Raw genomic sequence first — 16,956 nt, 5'->3', positions numbered from 1 at the left:
TATACGTGAGAGATTTCTAACCGGGGCATCCATGCAGCTTGTCATCGTCGAATCGCCGGCCAAAGCGAAGACCATCGAGAAATATCTGGGCGGCGATTTCCATGTCCTCGCCAGCTATGGCCATATCCGCGATCTGCCGCCCAAGGACGGGTCGGTGGATCCCGACAACGGCTTTGCGATGTCGTGGGAAAATTACGGCGACAAGGGCAAGCAGCTGAAAGCCATCGCGGACGAGGCAAAGAAGGCCGACCGATTGATCCTCGCGACTGACCCTGATCGCGAGGGAGAAGCGATCAGCTGGCATGTGCAGGAAGTGCTGCGCGCCAAGAAGGCGCTGCCGCAGAAGGTGGACCGGGTGACGTTCAACGCCATCACCAAGGCGGCGGTGACGGAGGCGATGGCGCAGCCGCGCGCGCTGGACGAGGATCTGATCGACGCCTATCGCGCGCGCCGGGCGCTCGACTATCTGGTGGGTTTCACTTTGTCGCCGGTGCTGTGGCGAAAGCTGCCGGGCGCCAAGTCGGCCGGGCGCGTGCAATCGGTCGCGTTGCGCCTGGTGGTGGAGCGCGAGCGCGAGATCGAGAGCTTCACCCCGCAGGAATATTGGTCGGTCGCAGCCGAGATGGAGCAGGGTGGGCAGGGCTTTACCGCGCGGCTCGTCCGCTGGAAGGGCGAGAAGATCGACCGGCTGACCATCGGCAAGGAAGGCGACGCCATGGCCGCCAAGGCCGATGTGGAGGCCGGGCGCTTCACCGTTGAGAAGGTCGAGACTAAGCCGCTCACCCGCAATCCCCCGCCGCCCTTCACCACGTCGACCCTGCAACAGGAAGCCGCGCGCAAGCTGGGCTTTTCGGCCAGCCACACGATGCGGATCGCGCAGCAACTCTATGAGGATGGCGCGATCACCTATATGCGGACCGACGGCGTGCAGATGGACGGCAGCGCCATTTCCGCTGCGCGCAAGGCGATCGCGGACCGCTATGATGGCGGCTACCTGCCCGAAAAGCCGCGCCAATATCAGACCAAGGCCAAGAATGCGCAGGAAGCGCATGAGGCGATCCGCCCGACCGAGTTTGGTCGCGACAAGGCCGGCTCTGGCGATCATGCGCGGCTCTACGACCTGATCTTCAAGCGTGCGCTGGCGAGCCAGATGGCAAGCGCGCGGTTGGAGCGCACGACGATCGACATGGTCGATGGCAGCGGCAGCCATACGCTGCGCGCGACCGGGCAGGTGGTGATTTTCCCGGGTTTCCTGGCGCTTTATGAAGAAGGGCGGGACGACAGCGAGGATGATGATTCAAAACTGTTGCCGCGCCTGAGCGAGGGCGATGCGCCCGCCAAGAAGCAGGTGGTCGCCGAACAGCATTTCACCCAGCCCCCGCCGCGCTATTCCGAAGCATCGCTGGTTAAGCGGCTGGAGGAACTGGGGATCGGGCGCCCGTCCACCTATGCCTCGACCTTGCAGGTGCTCAAGGACCGCGACTATGTCCGGGTCGAGAAGAACCGGTTTTTCGCCGAGGAAAGCGGGCGGCTGGTCACGGCCTTTCTGGAGCGGTTTTTCGAGCGCTACGTCTCCTACGACTTCACCGCGGGACTGGAGGACGAGCTGGATGATATTTCCGGCGGGCGGGCGCAGTGGCAGGCGGTGCTCGAAGCCTTCTGGCGCGATTTCAAGCCCAAGACCGCCGAAGTGATGGAGCAGAAACCGTCCGACATCACGGCGGAACTCGACAAGTTTCTGGAGCCGATGCTCTTCCCGCCCAAGGCCGACGGCAGCAACCCGCGCGCCTGCCCCATGTGCGGCGACGGGCAACTGGCGCTGCGCGGCGGGCGGTTCGGGGCGTTCATCGCCTGTTCCAACTATCCCGACTGCAAATATACCCGCAAATTCGGCCAGCCCGGCGGCAAGGATGGCCAGGATACCGGGCCGGAAGTGCTGGGCCAGCATCCCGAAACCGGGCAGGACATCACGCGCAAGTCCGGACGCTTTGGCCCCTATATCGAAATGGGCGAGGGGAAGGAGGCCAAGCGCGGGTCGATCCCCAAGGATCTGCCCGATGGCGAATTGACGCTGGACTGGGCGGTCAAGCTGCTCAGCCTGCCGCGCGAGGTGGGGCTGCATCCTGAAACCGGCAAGCCCATCGTTGCTAATATCGGCCGCTTTGGTCCCTATTTGCTGCACGACGGCAAATATGGCCGCCTGTCCAGCACCGCTGAGATTTTCGAAGTGGGCATGAACAGCGCGGTGGTAAAGCTGGCCGAAGCGGCGACGCGGGGCGGCCGGGGCGCTGCGCGCGAGCCGTTGAAAGTGCTGGGCGCGCATCCGCGCACCGAAGCGGAGATCAAGGTGATGGAAGGGCGCTATGGTCCCTATGTCACCGACGGCACGACCAACGCGACCTTGCCCAAGACGGTGACGCCCGAAGCATTGACTTTGGAGGAAGCCGCGCAACTGATCGACGCCAAGGCAGCATCCGCGCCGGCGAAGAAGGGCAAGAAGAAAGCCGCGCCCAAGAAGGCAGCAGCGAAGAAGGATAGCGCGCCCAAGAAACCTGCCGCCAAGAAGGCATCGGCGAAGAAGACTGCGGCAACGGGCTGATTATCAAGGCTGTTAAGGTTGCTTCATTCCGGATCGATAACGACTTGCAACCCATCGTTCTTTCATGGAGGATGCACGCGGGTCGTGCGGATTCGGGGGGAAGAAGCACATGCAGTTTCGGCAATTTTCTGGCGGGATGATCCTGTGTCTGGGGTCGCTGCTAATGACCGCGTGCGCGGGAGCGGGCGGCGCCCGGGTCGAGCCCGTGACGATGGCGGTCTATCCCGACAGCGATAGCTGCCACACGGTACGGGAGCCTGACGTGCACAGGGGCAGGCCCAGACCAACAGCGGCTGATTCCCGTCCCGGTGCCATCGACCTGTCCTGTTTCACATTTCCTGACGCCACCGATCCACGGCCTACGGCCTATAATGCGGCCGTAGGAGATGAGATTGCGCGAAATCGCCTGGCTGCGATCTTGCTGAAACAGGCGGATGACGTTTGCACGTCGGAAAAGGCGTTGTTGCTCAAGCGTCAGGCCGAAGTGAATGGCTGGATGAGCATCTTTACCACAGGCTTGGCTACCACATCGACGATCGTAACAGGGGAACTCGCAAAATCAATTCTCTCCGGTGGCGCTGCGATTATCAGCGGTAGCCGCGACCATGTGAACACCCATGTCTATCGCAACCAGATTATCCAGACGATCACCAAGGCCATCGACACCGAACGGGTCCGGTTGCTTGAGATCATCACCCCGCATTTGAAGCAGACCTCTGCGACTTATCCTGTCGACGAGATGATCCGGGAGGTGAACGCCTATCATCAGGCCTGTTCCTTTGGCACCGGGCTCCAGATCGTGATGGAGTCGGTCGAAAAGCGCGAGGCGTTCGACAAGATGGCGCGGGTGCAGAGCATCGACGACCAGATCCGTACGTTGGCGGATGAACGAGGGCGCAGTATTGCACCGGCTGACGCTGATGCGCGGATGCAAATATTGCGTGATGAACGCATCCGGTTGGCAACCGGTGTTACCATCGATTAGCCGGCTTTTGGTCTTATCCCGCCAAGGCACCGCGAGGTTGGCGACCTTGGTCGGGTATAAGTCCAAGACCGACCCACCCCCTGAAGCAGTAGCTACCAAAATTGTAGCTTAGGTGGATGCACAATAATCTGGCGTAACGTTATTCCACCCAGTCCAGACCGATGTCGCGGTAGATGAAGCGGTCGTCTTCCCAATCTTCCTTCACCTTGACGTGAAGGTAGAGATGGACCTTCACGCCCAGCAGCGTGGCCAGTTCGGCACGGGCTTTTGAGCCGATTTCCTTGAGCCGTTGGCCACCCTTGCCAAGGACGATGGCGCGCTGGGTCGGGCGGGCGACGAGGATCTGCTGGTGGATTTCGACCGATCCGTCCTCACGCTCCTTATATTGTTCGGTATCGACGGCGGCGGCGTAGGGGAGTTCGGCGTGCAGCTGGTGATACAGCTGCTCGCGGGTGATTTCGGCCGCCAGCATCCGGTCGGTGGCGTCGGAAACCTGGTCTTCGGGGAAATGCCATGGACCCTGGGGCATGGCGTCGGCAAAGGCGGTCTTGAGCTGCGCCAGGCCGTCGCCGGTCTGGGCGGAGATGAAGAATGTCTCCTCGAACCCCACCCGTTCATACAGCTTCTGGGTATGGACCAGCAGCTTTTCCTTGATGGCGATATCGACCTTGTTGAGGATCAGCCATTTGCGCTCGGGGCGATGGACGAGCGCCTCTATGATCGGCTCCATCTTGGGGCCAAGGCCCGCCTTGCCATCGACGACAAGCGCGATGAGGTCCGCGCCCTGCGCGCCGCCCCAGGCGGCCTGCACCATCGCCCGGTCGAGCCGCCGGCGCGGCGCGAAGATGCCGGGCGTGTCGACCAGCACGACCTGCGCGTCGCCTTCGATCGCGACGCCCATGACGCGGGTGCGGGTGGTCTGCGCCTTGGGACTGGTGATCGCCACCTTCTGCCCCACCAGGGCATTCACCAGCGTGGATTTGCCCGCATTGGGCGCGCCGACGATGGCGACAACGCCGCAGCGCTGGCTATTGTCCGAAACTTCCAACAAATATCCTCCGTTCGCTTACCGCATTCCCGTCATCCCCGCGAAAGCCGCGATCCCGCTTCTTCCTGCCCGCGTTGCAGAAGAAAAGCGGGATCCCGGGTCAAGCCCGGGATGACGAGGATGTTGTAAGTGTTTTCTATCTTGAGAGGAAGCTGGACCTATCCCGCCAATTTCTCCAGCAGCGCCTTGGCCGCCGCCGTTTCCGCTTCCTGCTTGGACGCGCCGGTCGCGCTGGCTTCGCCTGCGCCCTTGATCGCGACGGTGACGGTGAAGCGCAGGGCATGTTGGGGGCCGGAGCGATCGGTCATCTGATATTCGGGGGGCTTGCGCCGATTGGCGGCGGCCCATTCCTGGAGCGCGGACTTGGGGTGGCGCGGCGCGCTGGTCTGGGTATCGACGCGGTCGCCCCACAGGCGGCGGACGAGCGTACGCGCTTCTTCCAGCCCGCCTTCCAGATAGAGCGCGCCGATCAGCGCCTCCATCACGTCGCCCAGCACATTGTCGCTGTCGGCGGCGCCATCGTCGCGCGCCTGCTTGCCCAGGATCAGATGTTTGGGGACGCCGGCGGCGCGGGCGATGTCGGCGCAGGTTTCGCCGGACACCAGCGCGTTATACCGGCGCGACAGCTTGCCTTCGGGTTCATCGGCGAAGCGGTCGAACACCCATTCGCCGATCAACAGGCCCAATATGCGGTCGCCCAGAAATTCCAGCCGCTCATAATTGACCGGCTTGGCGCTGCCATGGGTGAGCGCCTGTTCGAACGTCGCCCGGTTGCGCGGCGCGCGGCCGATCAGGTCCTTCAGCCAACTGTCCGTATCAGGTCTGGGCGGCGATGCGGTCAAAAGCCTTCCCCGATGCGGCTCCAGCGTGCGGCGGACACCCAAGTCCAGGGGAGCAACCAGTTGGCGCTGCCATCGGTCGAGAATACCGAAACCAGAGCCTTGCCCACCAGATTCTTTTCCGGGACCAAGCCGATGCCGCCGCCTTCGACCGCGGGGAAGCGGCTGTCGGCGCTGCGGTCGCGATTGTCGCCCATCATGAACAGATGGCCTTCGGGCACCAGCACCGCGTCGCGATCATCGGCCGCGCCATCGGGCAGCAGGTCGAGCACATTATAGCTTTTGCCGCCGGGCAGCGTTTCGCGATATTGCGGATAGCGGCATTGCCGCCCGCCGCCCGGCGCGGCTTCCTCAAAATCCGGGCGATAGCAGGGCGAGGGGCTGCCTTCCTTTTCCGAGGCGTCGATCATGTTCGGGGTCACGGGAATGACGAAGTCGGCGACCTTCTGCTTGGGAATGGCCTGACCGTTCAAATACACCGTGCCGCCGCGCACCGCGACGATGTCGCCGGGCAGGCCGATCACCCGCTTGATATAGTCATTCTTTTGCGTCGGTGGCGCCTTGAACACGGCGACGTCTCCGCGTTCTGGCGTCGAGGCGAAGATGCGGCCGGGGATCAGCGGCACGCTGAACGGCAGCGAATAGCGCGAATAGCCATAGGGCCATTTGGCGACCAATAGATAATCGCCGATCAGCAGGCGGGGCTGCATCGATTCCGACGGGATGTTGAAGGGTGAGACGATGAAGCTGCGCAGGATGAAGACGAACAGGCCCAGCTTGACGAGAAACCAGAGGAAGTCCCGTGTTTCGGATTTGGCGGTCATGGATGCTGGTCTTTTCCTTCGCTCTGGCCTGCAATAGGGCCGTGGCGGCTTTTGCGGCGTCGTAAAGGCCGCGTCAAGCACACCCGATGGTGCATTGCACGGCGCGCCGGTCTAGAACGGCACAGAATCGACCGGTGCAGCGTCGATGTCGACCAACGTCACGAAAAAGGATATCCCAGCATGACCAGCCCCGCCCTGCACGGTCCCATGGCGGCCATTGCCGCGCTGCCCCAAGCCGACCTCAAGACGATCTTTACCACAGAGCCGGATCGGCTGTCGTCGCTGGTGCTCAACCAGGGGCCGTTGCGGTTCGACTGGTCCAAGACGCACCTGACCGGCGACCTGATCGACGCATTTCTGACGCTGGCGCAGGAACAGGGTTTTGCCGCGCAGCGCGACGCGCTGTTCGCCGGTGAGGCGGTGAACAACACCGAAGGCCGCGCCGCCGAGCATCCCGCCGAACGCGGCGAGGGCAAGGCCGACAGCGTCGCGCGGGCCAAGGCGCTGCACGCGCGCATGCGCGCGCTGATCGACGCGATCGAGGCGGGCGCGCTGGGCGAGATCCGCCATATCCTGCATATCGGCATTGGCGGATCGGCGCTGGGGCCGGACCTTATCATCGACGCGCTGGACGGCGATGGCATCCGCTACGACGTGGCGATCGTGTCCAATGTCGACGGCACCGCGCTGGAGCGGGCGATGGACAGTTTCGACCCCGCCTATACGCTGATCGCGATCGCCTCCAAGACGTTCACGACGACCGAGACGATGCTGAACGCGGCGAGCGCGATCAATTGGATGGTCGAGGCGGGTGTCGAGGACCCCTATGGTCGGGTGATCGCGCTGACCGCTTCGCCGGACAAGGCGATCGAATGGGGCGTCGATGAAACGCGCATCCTGCCTTTTTCCGAAAGTGTGGGCGGGCGTTACTCGCTTTGGTCCTCGATCGGCTTTCCCGCCGCCCTGTCGCTGGGCTGGGACGCGTTCGAGAGCCTGCTGGAAGGCGCCGCGGCGATGGACCGGCATTTCCGCCTGTCCGACCCGCGCGAAAATGCACCGCTGATCGCTGCCTTCGCCGACCAATATTATGCGCGGGTGATGGGTTGCCAGACCCGCGCGCTGTTCGCTTATGACGAGCGGCTGAAGCTGCTGCCTTCCTACCTTCAGCAGCTGGAGATGGAGAGCAACGGCAAGAGCGTGACCCGCGACGGCCAGCCCGTCGACGGGCCGACCGCGCCGATCACCTGGGGCGGGGTGGGGACCGACGCGCAGCATGCCGTGTTCCAGCTGTTGCATCAGGGGACGATCATCGCGCCGGTCGAATTCATCGCCTCGATCGAGCCGGGCCATACGCTCGACCCGGCGCATCACCGCGCGCTGCTGGTCAACTGCTTTGCGCAGGGCGCGGCGCTGATGCGCGGCAAGGAGAATGCGGACGATCCGGCGCGCGCCTATCCCGGCGGCCGGCCGTCGACGACGATCCTGATGGAGGATGTGACGCCGGAGGCGCTGGGCGCGCTGATCGCCTTTTACGAGCATCGCACCTTCGCCAATGCTGTGCTGATGGGGATCAATCCGTTCGACCAGTTCGGCGTCGAGCTGGGCAAGGAGATCGCCAAGTCGATCGAGGCCGATGGCCCGAGCGGATTTGATCCGTCGACCATGGCGCTGATCGACCTGGCTTTGGGAGCGGAGTGATATGGGGTCCGTTCGTGCTGAGTAGAGGCTGAGCCTGTCGAAGCCTCGTATCGAAGCATTGTGCTTCGATACGCCATTTCGATAGGCTCAATAGCTACTCAGGACGAACGGCGCAGAGACGAATCAATGTTTGTAACTCGCCGCCGCAGCCGCCATATCGCGCGCACCATCAGCGGAGACCGGCATGAGCGACTATGATTTCGACCTATTTGTCATTGGCGCGGGATCGGGCGGGGTGCGGGCGTCGCGAGTGGCGGCGGCGCACGGCGCCAAGGTCGCGGTGGCCGAGGAGTTCCGGGTCGGGGGCACCTGCGTCATTCGCGGCTGCGTGCCTAAGAAATTGCTGATCTATGGCGCCCATTTCGCCGAGGACCTGAAGGATGCGCGGCGCTTCGGCTGGAATGTGCCCGATTGCGGTTTTGAATGGACGACGCTGCGCGACAATGTGCTGGCCGATGTCGACCGGCTGGAGGGGCTCTACAAGAATACGCTCGACAATCATCAGGTCGAGTTGATCGGGGAGCGCGCGACGATCACCGGGCCGCACAGCGTCAAGCTGGCGAGCGGGCGGGAGGTGACGGCGAAGGTCATATTGGTCGCGACCGGCGCCTGGCCGATCATTCCGGAGGTCGAGGGCGCGGAGCATGGCATCACCAGCAACGAGGTGTTCCACCTGGACGAATGCCCCGGCCGCATCGTCATCGTGGGTGGCGGCTATATCGCCAATGAATTTGCCGGCATCTTCCACCAGTTCGGCAGCCATGTGACGATGGTCAATCGCGGCAATACCCTGCTGCGCGGCTATGATGAGACGGTGCGCGACAGGCTGCTCCAGATTTCGACGATGAAGGGGATCAATTTTCGCTTCAACGCGACGATGGAGAAGATCGATAAGAATGAGGACGGGACGCTGTGCGTGCGGTTCGAAAGCGGCGATCCGGTTGCGGCCGACCTGGTGCTGTTCGCGACCGGGCGGCGGCCTCACACCGAAGGGCTGGGACTGGAGACGGCGGGCGTCGAGCTGGACGAAAAGGGCGCGATCAAGGTCGACGACTATAGCCAGACGAGTTGCGAGAGCATCTATGCGGTGGGTGACGTGACCGACCGGTTGCAGCTGACCCCGGTGGCGATCCGTGAAGGCCACGCCTTTGCCGATACGGTGTTCGGCGGCAACCGGCGCAAGGTCGATTATGGCTGCGTGCCATCGGCAGTGTTCAGCCATCCCCCGCTGGCGGGCGTGGGCATGACCGAGGCGGAGGCCCGCAACAAGCTGGGCACGGTCAAAATCTATACGTCCGATTTCCGGCCGATGAAGAATGTTCTGGCCAATCGCGACGAGCGGGCGCTCTACAAGATGATCGTGGACGCAACGACCGACCGGGTCGTGGGCTTGCACATGATCGGGCCGGATGCGCCGGAAATTTTGCAGGCGGCGGCGGTCGCGGTGAAGGCTGGCCTTACCAAGCAGGATTTCGACGATACCGTCGCACTGCACCCCAGCATGGCAGAAGAACTGGTGCTGCTGAAATAAGCGGCGATCAACCGGTTGCGGCGAAGGTCACGACCAGCGCGTCGCGCCAGGCGGGCTGGTCGGGATCGAGCGGGTGGATTTCGGTGACGCCGTGCAGGATGCGGTGATCGTCGATCAGCATCGTGTCGCCCGGATCGGTCAGGGTGAATTCGCCGAGCGGCGTGCCATCCGGCGCGCCGATGCGGGTGACGCCTTCGCGCACGTTGCGTCGTTCGATCAGCATCACCATCACCCGGTCGACGCCGTCGCGATGCATGCCTTCGGGCGTGGGGCGGCCCTGCTGCGCGACGCTGGCTTCGATCCGGAACTGGTGCAGTTCGACATGCCAGTTGCCCGATCCCGCTGGATCGAAGCTGTCGGCGCAGAAGGGCAGGATCGCCTGGGCGACGGGATTGGCGATGGTCATGGGGTCGACCGGATCGAACCAGCGCTGCACGTCGCCATTTAGCGGGTTATAGTCGCGGCTCTGCCAATGGGGCTGATGTGGCTGGCGGGTGAAGCTGCCGCCCCGCAGCGCGAAGGTGGCATGGCGGCGGCGGCGATAGCGACCGCCATCGGCCATGAAGCGATCCGGACCCAGATCCTGCCAGCCGGCGGCAAAGGCCGCCCAATCAGCGGGCGTGATGGCGAGCCGATCGATCATCGCGGCGCCGGGCAGACGGGCATAGCCGTTAGTGGCCAGGGCTGCGTCGATGCGGGAAAGGCTGTCCGTGTCGCTCATTCTGATCCTTCATAGGCGAAGGGAGGGAACGAGCGACAGGGCCATTTGCCGCCAGCAGGATCGCCAGCGATTTGGGGGCGTCAGGCGATGGTCGGGATCATGCCGCCCTCGACCCGGAGCGCGGCGCCATTGGTGGCGGCGGCGAGCGGGCTGGCGAGATAGGCGACCATGGCGGCGACCTCGTCCGCTTCGATCAGCCGCTTGATGAGCGAGAGCGGGCGCATGCGGGTGAAGAACTCCGCTTCGCGATCGGCCTGCGGCGCGTCCTTGTTTTCCACGACCGACTGAATGAAGTCGACGATGCCCTCCGACCGGGTCGGGCCGGGCAGGACGCTGTTGACGGTGACGCCGGTGCCGCGCGTATGTTCAGCGAGGCCGCGCGAGATGGCAAGCTGGGCCGACTTGGTCATGCCGTAATGGATCATCTCGGCCGGGGGCAGCAGACCGCTTTCCGAGGCGATGAAGAGGATACGGCCCCAATTGGCGGCGATCATCTGCGGGAAATAATGACGGGCGAGGCGTGCGCCGCTGACCACATTGACTTCGAAGAGATGATGCCAGTCCGCGTCGCTGATGTCGGCAAACTCCTTCGCCTCGTAGATGCCAAGATTGTTGACGAGGATGTCGGTGGTCGGAACGGCGGCGATCAGCGCGGCGGCGCCATCGGCCGTCGCAGGGTCGGCGAGGACGGGGTTGACGTCGCCGCCGATCTGCGCGGCGGCGGCGTCCAGCTTGGCCTGGGTGCGGCCGGTGATGGTGACGGCCACTCCTTCGTCCGCCAGTCTCTTGGCGATGGCAAGGCCGATGCCGGCGGTCGATCCGGTGACGATGGCGCTTTTGCCCAAGAGCTTCAAATCCATGGTGAAATCCTTTGAACCTGACAATGATGTGGACATAAGTAAGCACTCGCGCAATTGATGATTAGAGCGCACGTCATCACTTCAGAAGTGAATCGAAATCATGGATAATCGGTCGGGTGATATCGAGACGTTCCTGATGGTCGCGACCGAAGGCAGCTTCGCCAATGCGGCCAAGGCGTTGCGGCTGACCCCATCGGCGGTCAGCCGGTCGATCGCGCGGCTGGAACAGAGGCTGGGCGTGACGCTGGTGCGGCGCACGACCCGGGCGCTGGCGCTGACGCGGGAGGGCATCGCCTATCGCGACCGCATGATGGTGCTGCTGACCGACATGATGGAGCTGGAGACGGGCTTGGGCGACGAACGCGGCGCGCCGCGCGGGGTGCTGCGGGTCAATGCTTCCCCGTCCTTCGGCGTCGAATGGCTGATCCCGATACTACCCGATTTCCGCGCGCGCTATCCCGCCGTGCGCATCGACCTGACGCTGTCGGACGCGATCGTCGATCTGGTCGAGGAACGGGCCGACGTCGCCATTCGTATCGGGCCGCTGCGCGACACTCGTTTGCGAGCGAAGAAGCTGGGGCATAGCCGCATGGTGCTGGTCGCCAGCCCGGACTATCTGGCGCGGCGGGGCACGCCTGCGACGCCGGACGATCTGGCGGGGCATGACTGTCTGCGTTTCAGCTTTCGCCGCTCGGTCGACAGCTGGCCCTTTCGCATCGGTCGCCGCGTCGTGCAGCGGCCGGTGGAAGGCGCCTGTTTCGGCAATTCGGGCGAGGTGGTGCGGCAGATGGCGGTGGCGGGGTGCGGCATATCCCGGCACGGCTATTTCCATGTCGCCCGTGACCTGAAAGACGGGCGACTGGTCGAGATATTGGCGGACTATGCGGCCGGGGATGGCGAGGATATTCACGCCCTTTATGCCGCGGAGGACCGGACGGCGGCGCGGGTGCGGGCGTTCCTGGATTTTCTGGAGGGAATAGAGTTGCCCGGCTGACGGGTCAGCGAGCGGCCGCGTCCTGCGCCAGAAGATTGAGCGCGCGGGTCATGAGCGCCACGAAGCCGGGTTCGTCCACGCGCGCGGCCGGGTTGTTCCAGCTGGCGCTCAGCGCATACCAGCCGCCATCCTGCGCCTCACCAAGAAAGTTCATGGCGATGACGCCCGGTTCGCTGCCGCCCTTATAGCCCAGATAGCGCCAGCGTTTCGCGTCGGCTGGCGCGATGCCCGGATTGACCGCCAGGATCGGCAGCGCGTCGCCGCCACTGCTCCGCAGCCGGTCCAGCAGGGCGATGCTGTCGGTGGGCGAAGCGAACCATTCGATGCTGTCGATCGCGACCGGCCTTTCCGCGACACTACCAATGTCGACGCTGGCGGCGGTGAGGCGCGCGGCGGCGTCGCGCAGCAGGGCGCGGCGGGCGTCAGGCGTCGCGGCGGCATAGCGGGCGCGCAGGTCGGCGGCGGCCGGCATTTTGAGCGCGAAGGCCTCGGCGGTGGTGAGCAGCGGCAAAGTGCTGGCCGGATCGGCATGGCCGCTGGCCGTGACCATGGCGTCCACTGTGTCGCGGCCAAGCGCCAGGAGCAATGTGTCGGCCGCGCTATTGTCGCTTTCGGCGATCATCGCGGTGGCGAGGCTGTGCAGCGTCATCGGCGCGGCGTCGGGCCAGCGCATCAGGCGGCCGGAGAAGCTTTTGGGGCCGAGCGGGATGACGTCGCTCCAGCGGCGCTCTCCAGCGGCAATGGTGCGGGCGAGTTCGGCGAGGATATAGAGCTTGAAGCTGGAGCCGGTCGCCATCTGCGTCGTCGCATTGCGGGAGCGGATTACCTGGGGGCCGGCGTTGGTCAGCCGGGCGATGGAAAGCGCCGTTTGGCCGGGCAGGGCGGTAAGATCAGCCATCACCTTGTCGAAATTGTCGTCGGCGGTGCGCGCGCCAACGATCTGAAGCCCGATGACGCGGCCGGGCGGCTGGGGCGCGACCACCAGGGTGAAGCCGACCGTCGCGCGCTCGTAACGAATTTCGACCTGGCCGGCGGTGGCGCTTTCGGTGCGGACCGCGCCCAGCGCGACCGGCTTGCCGTGCCGGGCGCGCAGCTCAGCGGCGATGGCGCGCCAGCGATCCACCGGCACGGCGTCTAGGAAGAGCGGGGCGAAAAATTCGGTTTCATTGCCGGGCGTCGCTAGGATGTCGAGAAGCTGTTGCGCGCGCGCCTGATAGGTGGGGGAGGGAGCGGCAGAGGCCGGGGTGGCGAAGCAGAGAATGAGGAGCGCGAGGATTTGCGCGGTTGCGCGGGTGAGGAAGCCGGGAGGTTGGGGAGAGGTTGGGTGCTGGGCTCCTGCCTCCGCAGGAGCACGGAGTTGGGCGTGGGGAGTGCCCGCCCGAAAGCCGGGCACGGCGCGCGCGTTCATGTTTTGCTGGCAGCGCCCGGAGCGAACGGCGCCGACCATCGTCACGCGTCGATCGCTTCTTCGTCCAGTGCGGCGGCGTTTTCCTGGATGAAGGCGAAGCGGTGGGCCGGATTGGTGCCCATCAGCCGGTCGACCAGATCGCGCACCTGCTGCCTGTCCTCGACATCGTCGGGCAGGGTGATGCGGATGAGGCTGCGCGTCTTGGGGTCCATGGTGGTTTCGCGCAGCTGCATCGGGTTCATTTCGCCCAGCCCCTTGAAGCGGCTGACGTCGACCTTCTTGCCCTTGAATTCCTTGGCGAGAAGCTGTTCGCGATGCGCGTCATCCTTGGCATAGAGGCTCTTGCCGCCGGCGGTGAGGCGATAGAGCGGCGGCTGGGCAAGGAAGAGATGGCCGCGCCGCACCAGTTCGGGCATTTCCTGGAAGAAGAAGGTCATCAGCAGCGTCGCGATATGCGCGCCATCGACATCGGCGTCGGTCATGATGACGACGCGTTCATAGCGCAGATGATCGGGATTGCAGTCCTTGCGCGTGCCGCAGCCTAACGCCAGGATCATGTCGGCAATCTCCTGATTGGCCAGGATCTTGGCGGTGTTGGCCGACGCGACGTTCAATATCTTGCCGCGCAGGGGCAGGATCGCCTGCGTCTTGCGGTCGCGCGCCTGCTTGGCCGAACCGCCGGCGCTGTCGCCTTCGACCAGAAAGATTTCAGCGCCTTCCGGGTCGTCGTTCGAACAATCCGTGAGCTTGCCGGGCAGGCGCAGCTTGCGGCTGTTGGTCGCGGTCTTGCGCTTGACCTCCTTCTCCTGCTTGCGGCGCAAGCGCTCGTCCATGCGGTCGAGCACATAGGACAGCAGCGCCTTGCCCCGATCCATATGGTCGGTCAGATAATGGTCGAAATGATCGCGCACGGCATTTTCGACAAGGCGCGCGGCGTCCGGGCTGGTGAGACGATCCTTGGTCTGGCTTTGAAACTGGGGATCGCGGATGAAGACCGAGAGCATGATTTCCGATGACGTCATGATGTCGTCGGCGGTGATGTCCTTCGCCTTTTTCAGCCCGATCAGGTCGCCAAAGGCGCGGATGCCCTTGACAAGTGCGGCGCGCAGGCCTGCTTCATGGGTGCCGCCATCGGGCGTGGGAATGGTGTTGCAATACCAGCTATAGCTGCCGTCCGACCAGAGCGGCCAGGCGACCGCCCATTCGACCCGGCCAGCGTCGCTTGGAAAATCCTGATTGCCTGAAAAGAAGACGCTGGTGGCGCATTCGCGGTCGCCAACCTGTTCCTTCAGATGATCGGCGAGGCCGCCGGGAAATTGGAAGACGGCCTCTGGCGGCGTGTCGTCGCTGATGAGTTCGGGCGCGCATTTCCAGCGAATTTCGACCCCGGCGAAGAGATAGGCTTTGGACCGGGCGAGACGGTAAAGGCGGGCGGGCTTGAACTTCTGTTCGCCAAAGATCGCGGTGTCGGGCGTGAAGGCGACCGATGTGCCGCGGCGGTTGGGCGCGCCGCCGACCTTTTCCAGTGGCCCCTGCGGCAATCCCTGGGAAAAGCTTTGGCGGAACAACTCCTTGTTGCGGGCGACTTCGACCACGGTCGAGGTGGAAAGCGCGTTGACGACCGAGATGCCGACACCATGAAGGCCGCCGGAGGTGGCATAGGCCTTCCCCTCAAACTTGCCGCCCGAATGAAGCGTGGTGAGGATGACCTCCAGCGCGGACTTGTCCGGGAATTTGGGGTGCGGATCGACCGGGATGCCCCGACCATTGTCGGTGATGGTAAGCCGGTTGCCCGGCTCCAGCGTCACTTCGATGCGGGTGGCGTGGCCGGCGACCGCCTCGTCCATGCTGTTGTCGAGCACTTCGCTGGCAAGATGGTGCAGCGCGCGCTCATCGGTGCCGCCGATATACATGCCCGGCCGGCGACGGACCGGCTCCAGCCCCTCCAATACCTCTATTGTCGAAGCATCATAATCGGTGGTCGTGGCGGGGGCGGCGGCAAACAGGTCATCGGACATGGCACCAAGCTATAGGCAGGCGGGGCGCGGGCGCAAGCGGATCGACATGGTGCGGCGCAGCAACATAATGTTACGATAAGCCGTGAAACCAATATAGATCATGAACCGTTTGCTCTCCCGAACAGGGGACTTGTCCCAGGCGAGGAGATAAATTTCATGAAAATCAAGATGCTGGCGCCGGTTGGCGCCGTGATGGCGCTCGGCCTGTCGATGCCGGCCATGGCGCAGGATGGCGGCGCGGTGGATTGGACCGGCCCCTATGTGGGCGGGTCGTTCGGCTATAATTGGCAGAAGAGCGATGGCGAAGAGCATCTGCGGTTCGACACGGATGGCGACGGCGACTATAATGACGTGGTGACGACGACGACCGGCGCCAACGCCTTTTCGCCCGGCACCTGCGGCGGCGCGGCGCGGGGCCGTACGCCGGCATCGGGTTGCAACGATGACAAGGACGCGATTGGCTGGATGGGGCATGTCGGCTACGACATGCAGTTTGGCAACTTCGTCGCGGGTGTCGTTGCCGAAGCGGGCAAGGCCTATGTCGACGACAAGGTGACGGAGTTCTCGACCACGCCGGCCTTCTACACGATGCGGCGCAAGATCGACTGGAACGGCAATCTGCGCGCGCGCCTGGGCTATACGACGCCGAGCGGCATCATGCCTTATATCACCGGTGGTCTGGCCTATGCGAAGGTGAAGAATAATTTCACCACCAGCAATGGCGCCAACAGCTTCACCGAGGATAATCGCAGTGAGGACGGCTGGGGCTGGACCATGGGTGGCGGTGTCGAAGCGAAGGTTTCGAAAAACTTCTCGATCGGCGCGCGCTATTTGTGGACCCGCTACAATGTCGATGACTATCGCGTCGATGTAGGCGCCGGCAGTGCGCCTGCGACCAATCCCTTCCTGATCACGCCATCGGGCGGCACCAGCATCAACCGTGGTGACAAGTTCGACACGCAAAGCGTGATGGTGACGACCAGCTTCCGTTTCTGACGGCAGGCTTACAAGACACAAAAAGGGGCCGGTTCCATGGCGGAACCGGCCCCTTTTTTGATGAGTGCTTCAGGCCGTTGGGCGTCAGCGCACGCGCGGGCCGCCAAAGGGCATGGGCGGCGGGGGGCGGCGCGTGCCGCGGGGCAACTGGGCCTGATAGGCACGGCCGCAATGTTCGACGCAATAGGGGAAGCCGGGATTGACCGCTTCGCCGCAGAAATGGAAGTCCGGCTCGCCCGGATGGCCCATCGGCCATTTGCAGATCCTTTCGGTGAGGTCGAGCAGGCTGGTCTTGTCCGCGATTTCGGGGCTGGGCTTGGCCGGCACCAGGCGGCGCGGCGGCGCGGGCGGGATCGGCGCCTGCTGGTCTCCCGGACCCTGACGCAGGAAGCCGCCGGGGCCAACGGAAATGATGCGCGGCTGCGGCGCGGGCGT

The 16,956-nt window shown here is 64.2% G+C and carries 14 protein-coding genes; 6 read left to right on the top strand and 8 right to left on the bottom strand.

The window, feature by feature from the left end; all coding sequences use genetic code 11:
* Nucleotides 1-31 precede the first annotated feature (31 nt).
* Both topA and RLDS_RS50270 read left to right on the top strand, forming a co-directional pair.
* The gene (topA, locus tag RLDS_RS50275; protein ID WP_021228023.1) at nucleotides 32-2,599 is read left to right on the top strand and encodes a type I DNA topoisomerase; all 2,568 of its coding nucleotides are present in this window, start codon (nucleotides 32-34) and stop codon (nucleotides 2,597-2,599) included.
* Between the two features lie 418 nt (nucleotides 2,600-3,017).
* Nucleotides 3,018-3,584, top strand: coding sequence for a hypothetical protein (locus RLDS_RS50270; RefSeq protein ID WP_236616918.1), 567 nt, complete (start codon nucleotides 3,018-3,020; stop codon nucleotides 3,582-3,584).
* Nucleotides 3,585-3,723: 139 nt separating this feature from the next.
* On the opposite strand, the gene era is transcribed toward RLDS_RS50270, so the two are convergent.
* From era to lepB, 3 genes are all read right to left on the bottom strand, one after another.
* On the bottom strand, nucleotides 3,724-4,632 hold the full coding sequence (era, locus tag RLDS_RS50265) for a GTPase Era (RefSeq protein WP_021228021.1): 909 nt from the start codon (nucleotides 4,630-4,632) through the stop codon (nucleotides 3,724-3,726).
* 158 nt (nucleotides 4,633-4,790) lie between these two features.
* Nucleotides 4,791-5,474, bottom strand: coding sequence for a ribonuclease III (gene rnc / locus RLDS_RS50260; protein ID WP_021228020.1), 684 nt, complete (start codon nucleotides 5,472-5,474; stop codon nucleotides 4,791-4,793).
* On the bottom strand, nucleotides 5,471-6,295 hold the full coding sequence (gene lepB / locus RLDS_RS50255) for a signal peptidase I (protein ID WP_021228019.1): 825 nt from the start codon (nucleotides 6,293-6,295) through the stop codon (nucleotides 5,471-5,473). The genes rnc and lepB overlap by 4 nt, the downstream gene beginning before the upstream one ends.
* A 180-nt stretch (nucleotides 6,296-6,475) precedes the next feature.
* Here lepB and pgi point away from each other — a divergent pair, with 180 nt between their 5' ends.
* Nucleotides 6,476-7,993, top strand: a complete 1,518-nt coding sequence (gene pgi / locus RLDS_RS50250; RefSeq protein ID WP_021228018.1) for a glucose-6-phosphate isomerase — start codon at nucleotides 6,476-6,478, stop codon at nucleotides 7,991-7,993.
* Between the two features lie 184 nt (nucleotides 7,994-8,177).
* Nucleotides 8,178-9,524, top strand: coding sequence for a glutathione-disulfide reductase (gene gor / locus RLDS_RS50245; protein WP_021228017.1), 1,347 nt, complete (start codon nucleotides 8,178-8,180; stop codon nucleotides 9,522-9,524).
* A gap of 7 nt (nucleotides 9,525-9,531) precedes the next feature.
* Here gor and RLDS_RS50240 read toward each other — a convergent pair whose 3' ends face one another.
* Together RLDS_RS50240 and RLDS_RS50235 are read right to left on the bottom strand one after the other, a co-directional pair.
* On the bottom strand, nucleotides 9,532-10,245 hold the full coding sequence (locus RLDS_RS50240; protein WP_021228016.1) for a 2OG-Fe dioxygenase family protein: 714 nt from the start codon (nucleotides 10,243-10,245) through the stop codon (nucleotides 9,532-9,534).
* An 80-nt stretch (nucleotides 10,246-10,325) separates the two neighbouring features.
* Complete coding sequence (locus RLDS_RS50235; RefSeq protein ID WP_021228015.1) at nucleotides 10,326-11,105, bottom strand: SDR family NAD(P)-dependent oxidoreductase; 780 nt, start codon at nucleotides 11,103-11,105, stop codon at nucleotides 10,326-10,328.
* 100 nt (nucleotides 11,106-11,205) lie between these two features.
* Here RLDS_RS50235 and RLDS_RS50230 point away from each other — a divergent pair, with 100 nt between their 5' ends.
* Nucleotides 11,206-12,099 carry a LysR family transcriptional regulator gene (locus tag RLDS_RS50230; protein WP_021228014.1) on the top strand — a complete coding sequence of 298 codons (894 nt, stop codon included), beginning with the start codon at nucleotides 11,206-11,208 and terminating at the stop codon, nucleotides 12,097-12,099.
* Between the two features lie 4 nt (nucleotides 12,100-12,103).
* On the opposite strand, the gene RLDS_RS50225 is transcribed toward RLDS_RS50230, so the two are convergent.
* Both RLDS_RS50225 and parE read right to left on the bottom strand, forming a co-directional pair.
* Nucleotides 12,104-13,552, bottom strand: a complete 1,449-nt coding sequence (locus RLDS_RS50225) for a serine hydrolase (RefSeq protein WP_021228013.1) — start codon at nucleotides 13,550-13,552, stop codon at nucleotides 12,104-12,106.
* Nucleotides 13,549-15,525, bottom strand: coding sequence for a DNA topoisomerase IV subunit B (parE, locus tag RLDS_RS50220; RefSeq protein WP_021228012.1), 1,977 nt, complete (start codon nucleotides 15,523-15,525; stop codon nucleotides 13,549-13,551). Before parE ends, RLDS_RS50225 begins: the two co-directional genes overlap by 4 nt.
* Nucleotides 15,526-15,681: 156 nt before the next feature.
* On the opposite strand from parE, the gene RLDS_RS50215 reads away from it, so the two are divergent.
* A complete protein-coding gene (locus RLDS_RS50215; RefSeq protein ID WP_021228011.1) occupies nucleotides 15,682-16,521 on the top strand; it encodes an outer membrane protein in 840 nt (279 codons plus the stop codon).
* Between the two features lie 84 nt (nucleotides 16,522-16,605).
* Here the strand turns inward: RLDS_RS50215 and RLDS_RS50210 are convergent.
* Nucleotides 16,606-16,956 (bottom strand): GcrA family cell cycle regulator (locus RLDS_RS50210; RefSeq protein ID WP_021228010.1); only part of this gene is annotated, 351 nt, incomplete at its 5' end.

Origin of the sequence: Sphingobium lactosutens DS20 (assembly GCF_000445105.1) — a bacterium.
Classification (GTDB): Bacteria; Pseudomonadota; Alphaproteobacteria; order Sphingomonadales; family Sphingomonadaceae; genus Sphingobium; species Sphingobium lactosutens.
The sequence above is the reverse complement of the archived record's forward strand: the minus strand, read 5'-3'. Positions and strand labels throughout refer to the sequence as shown.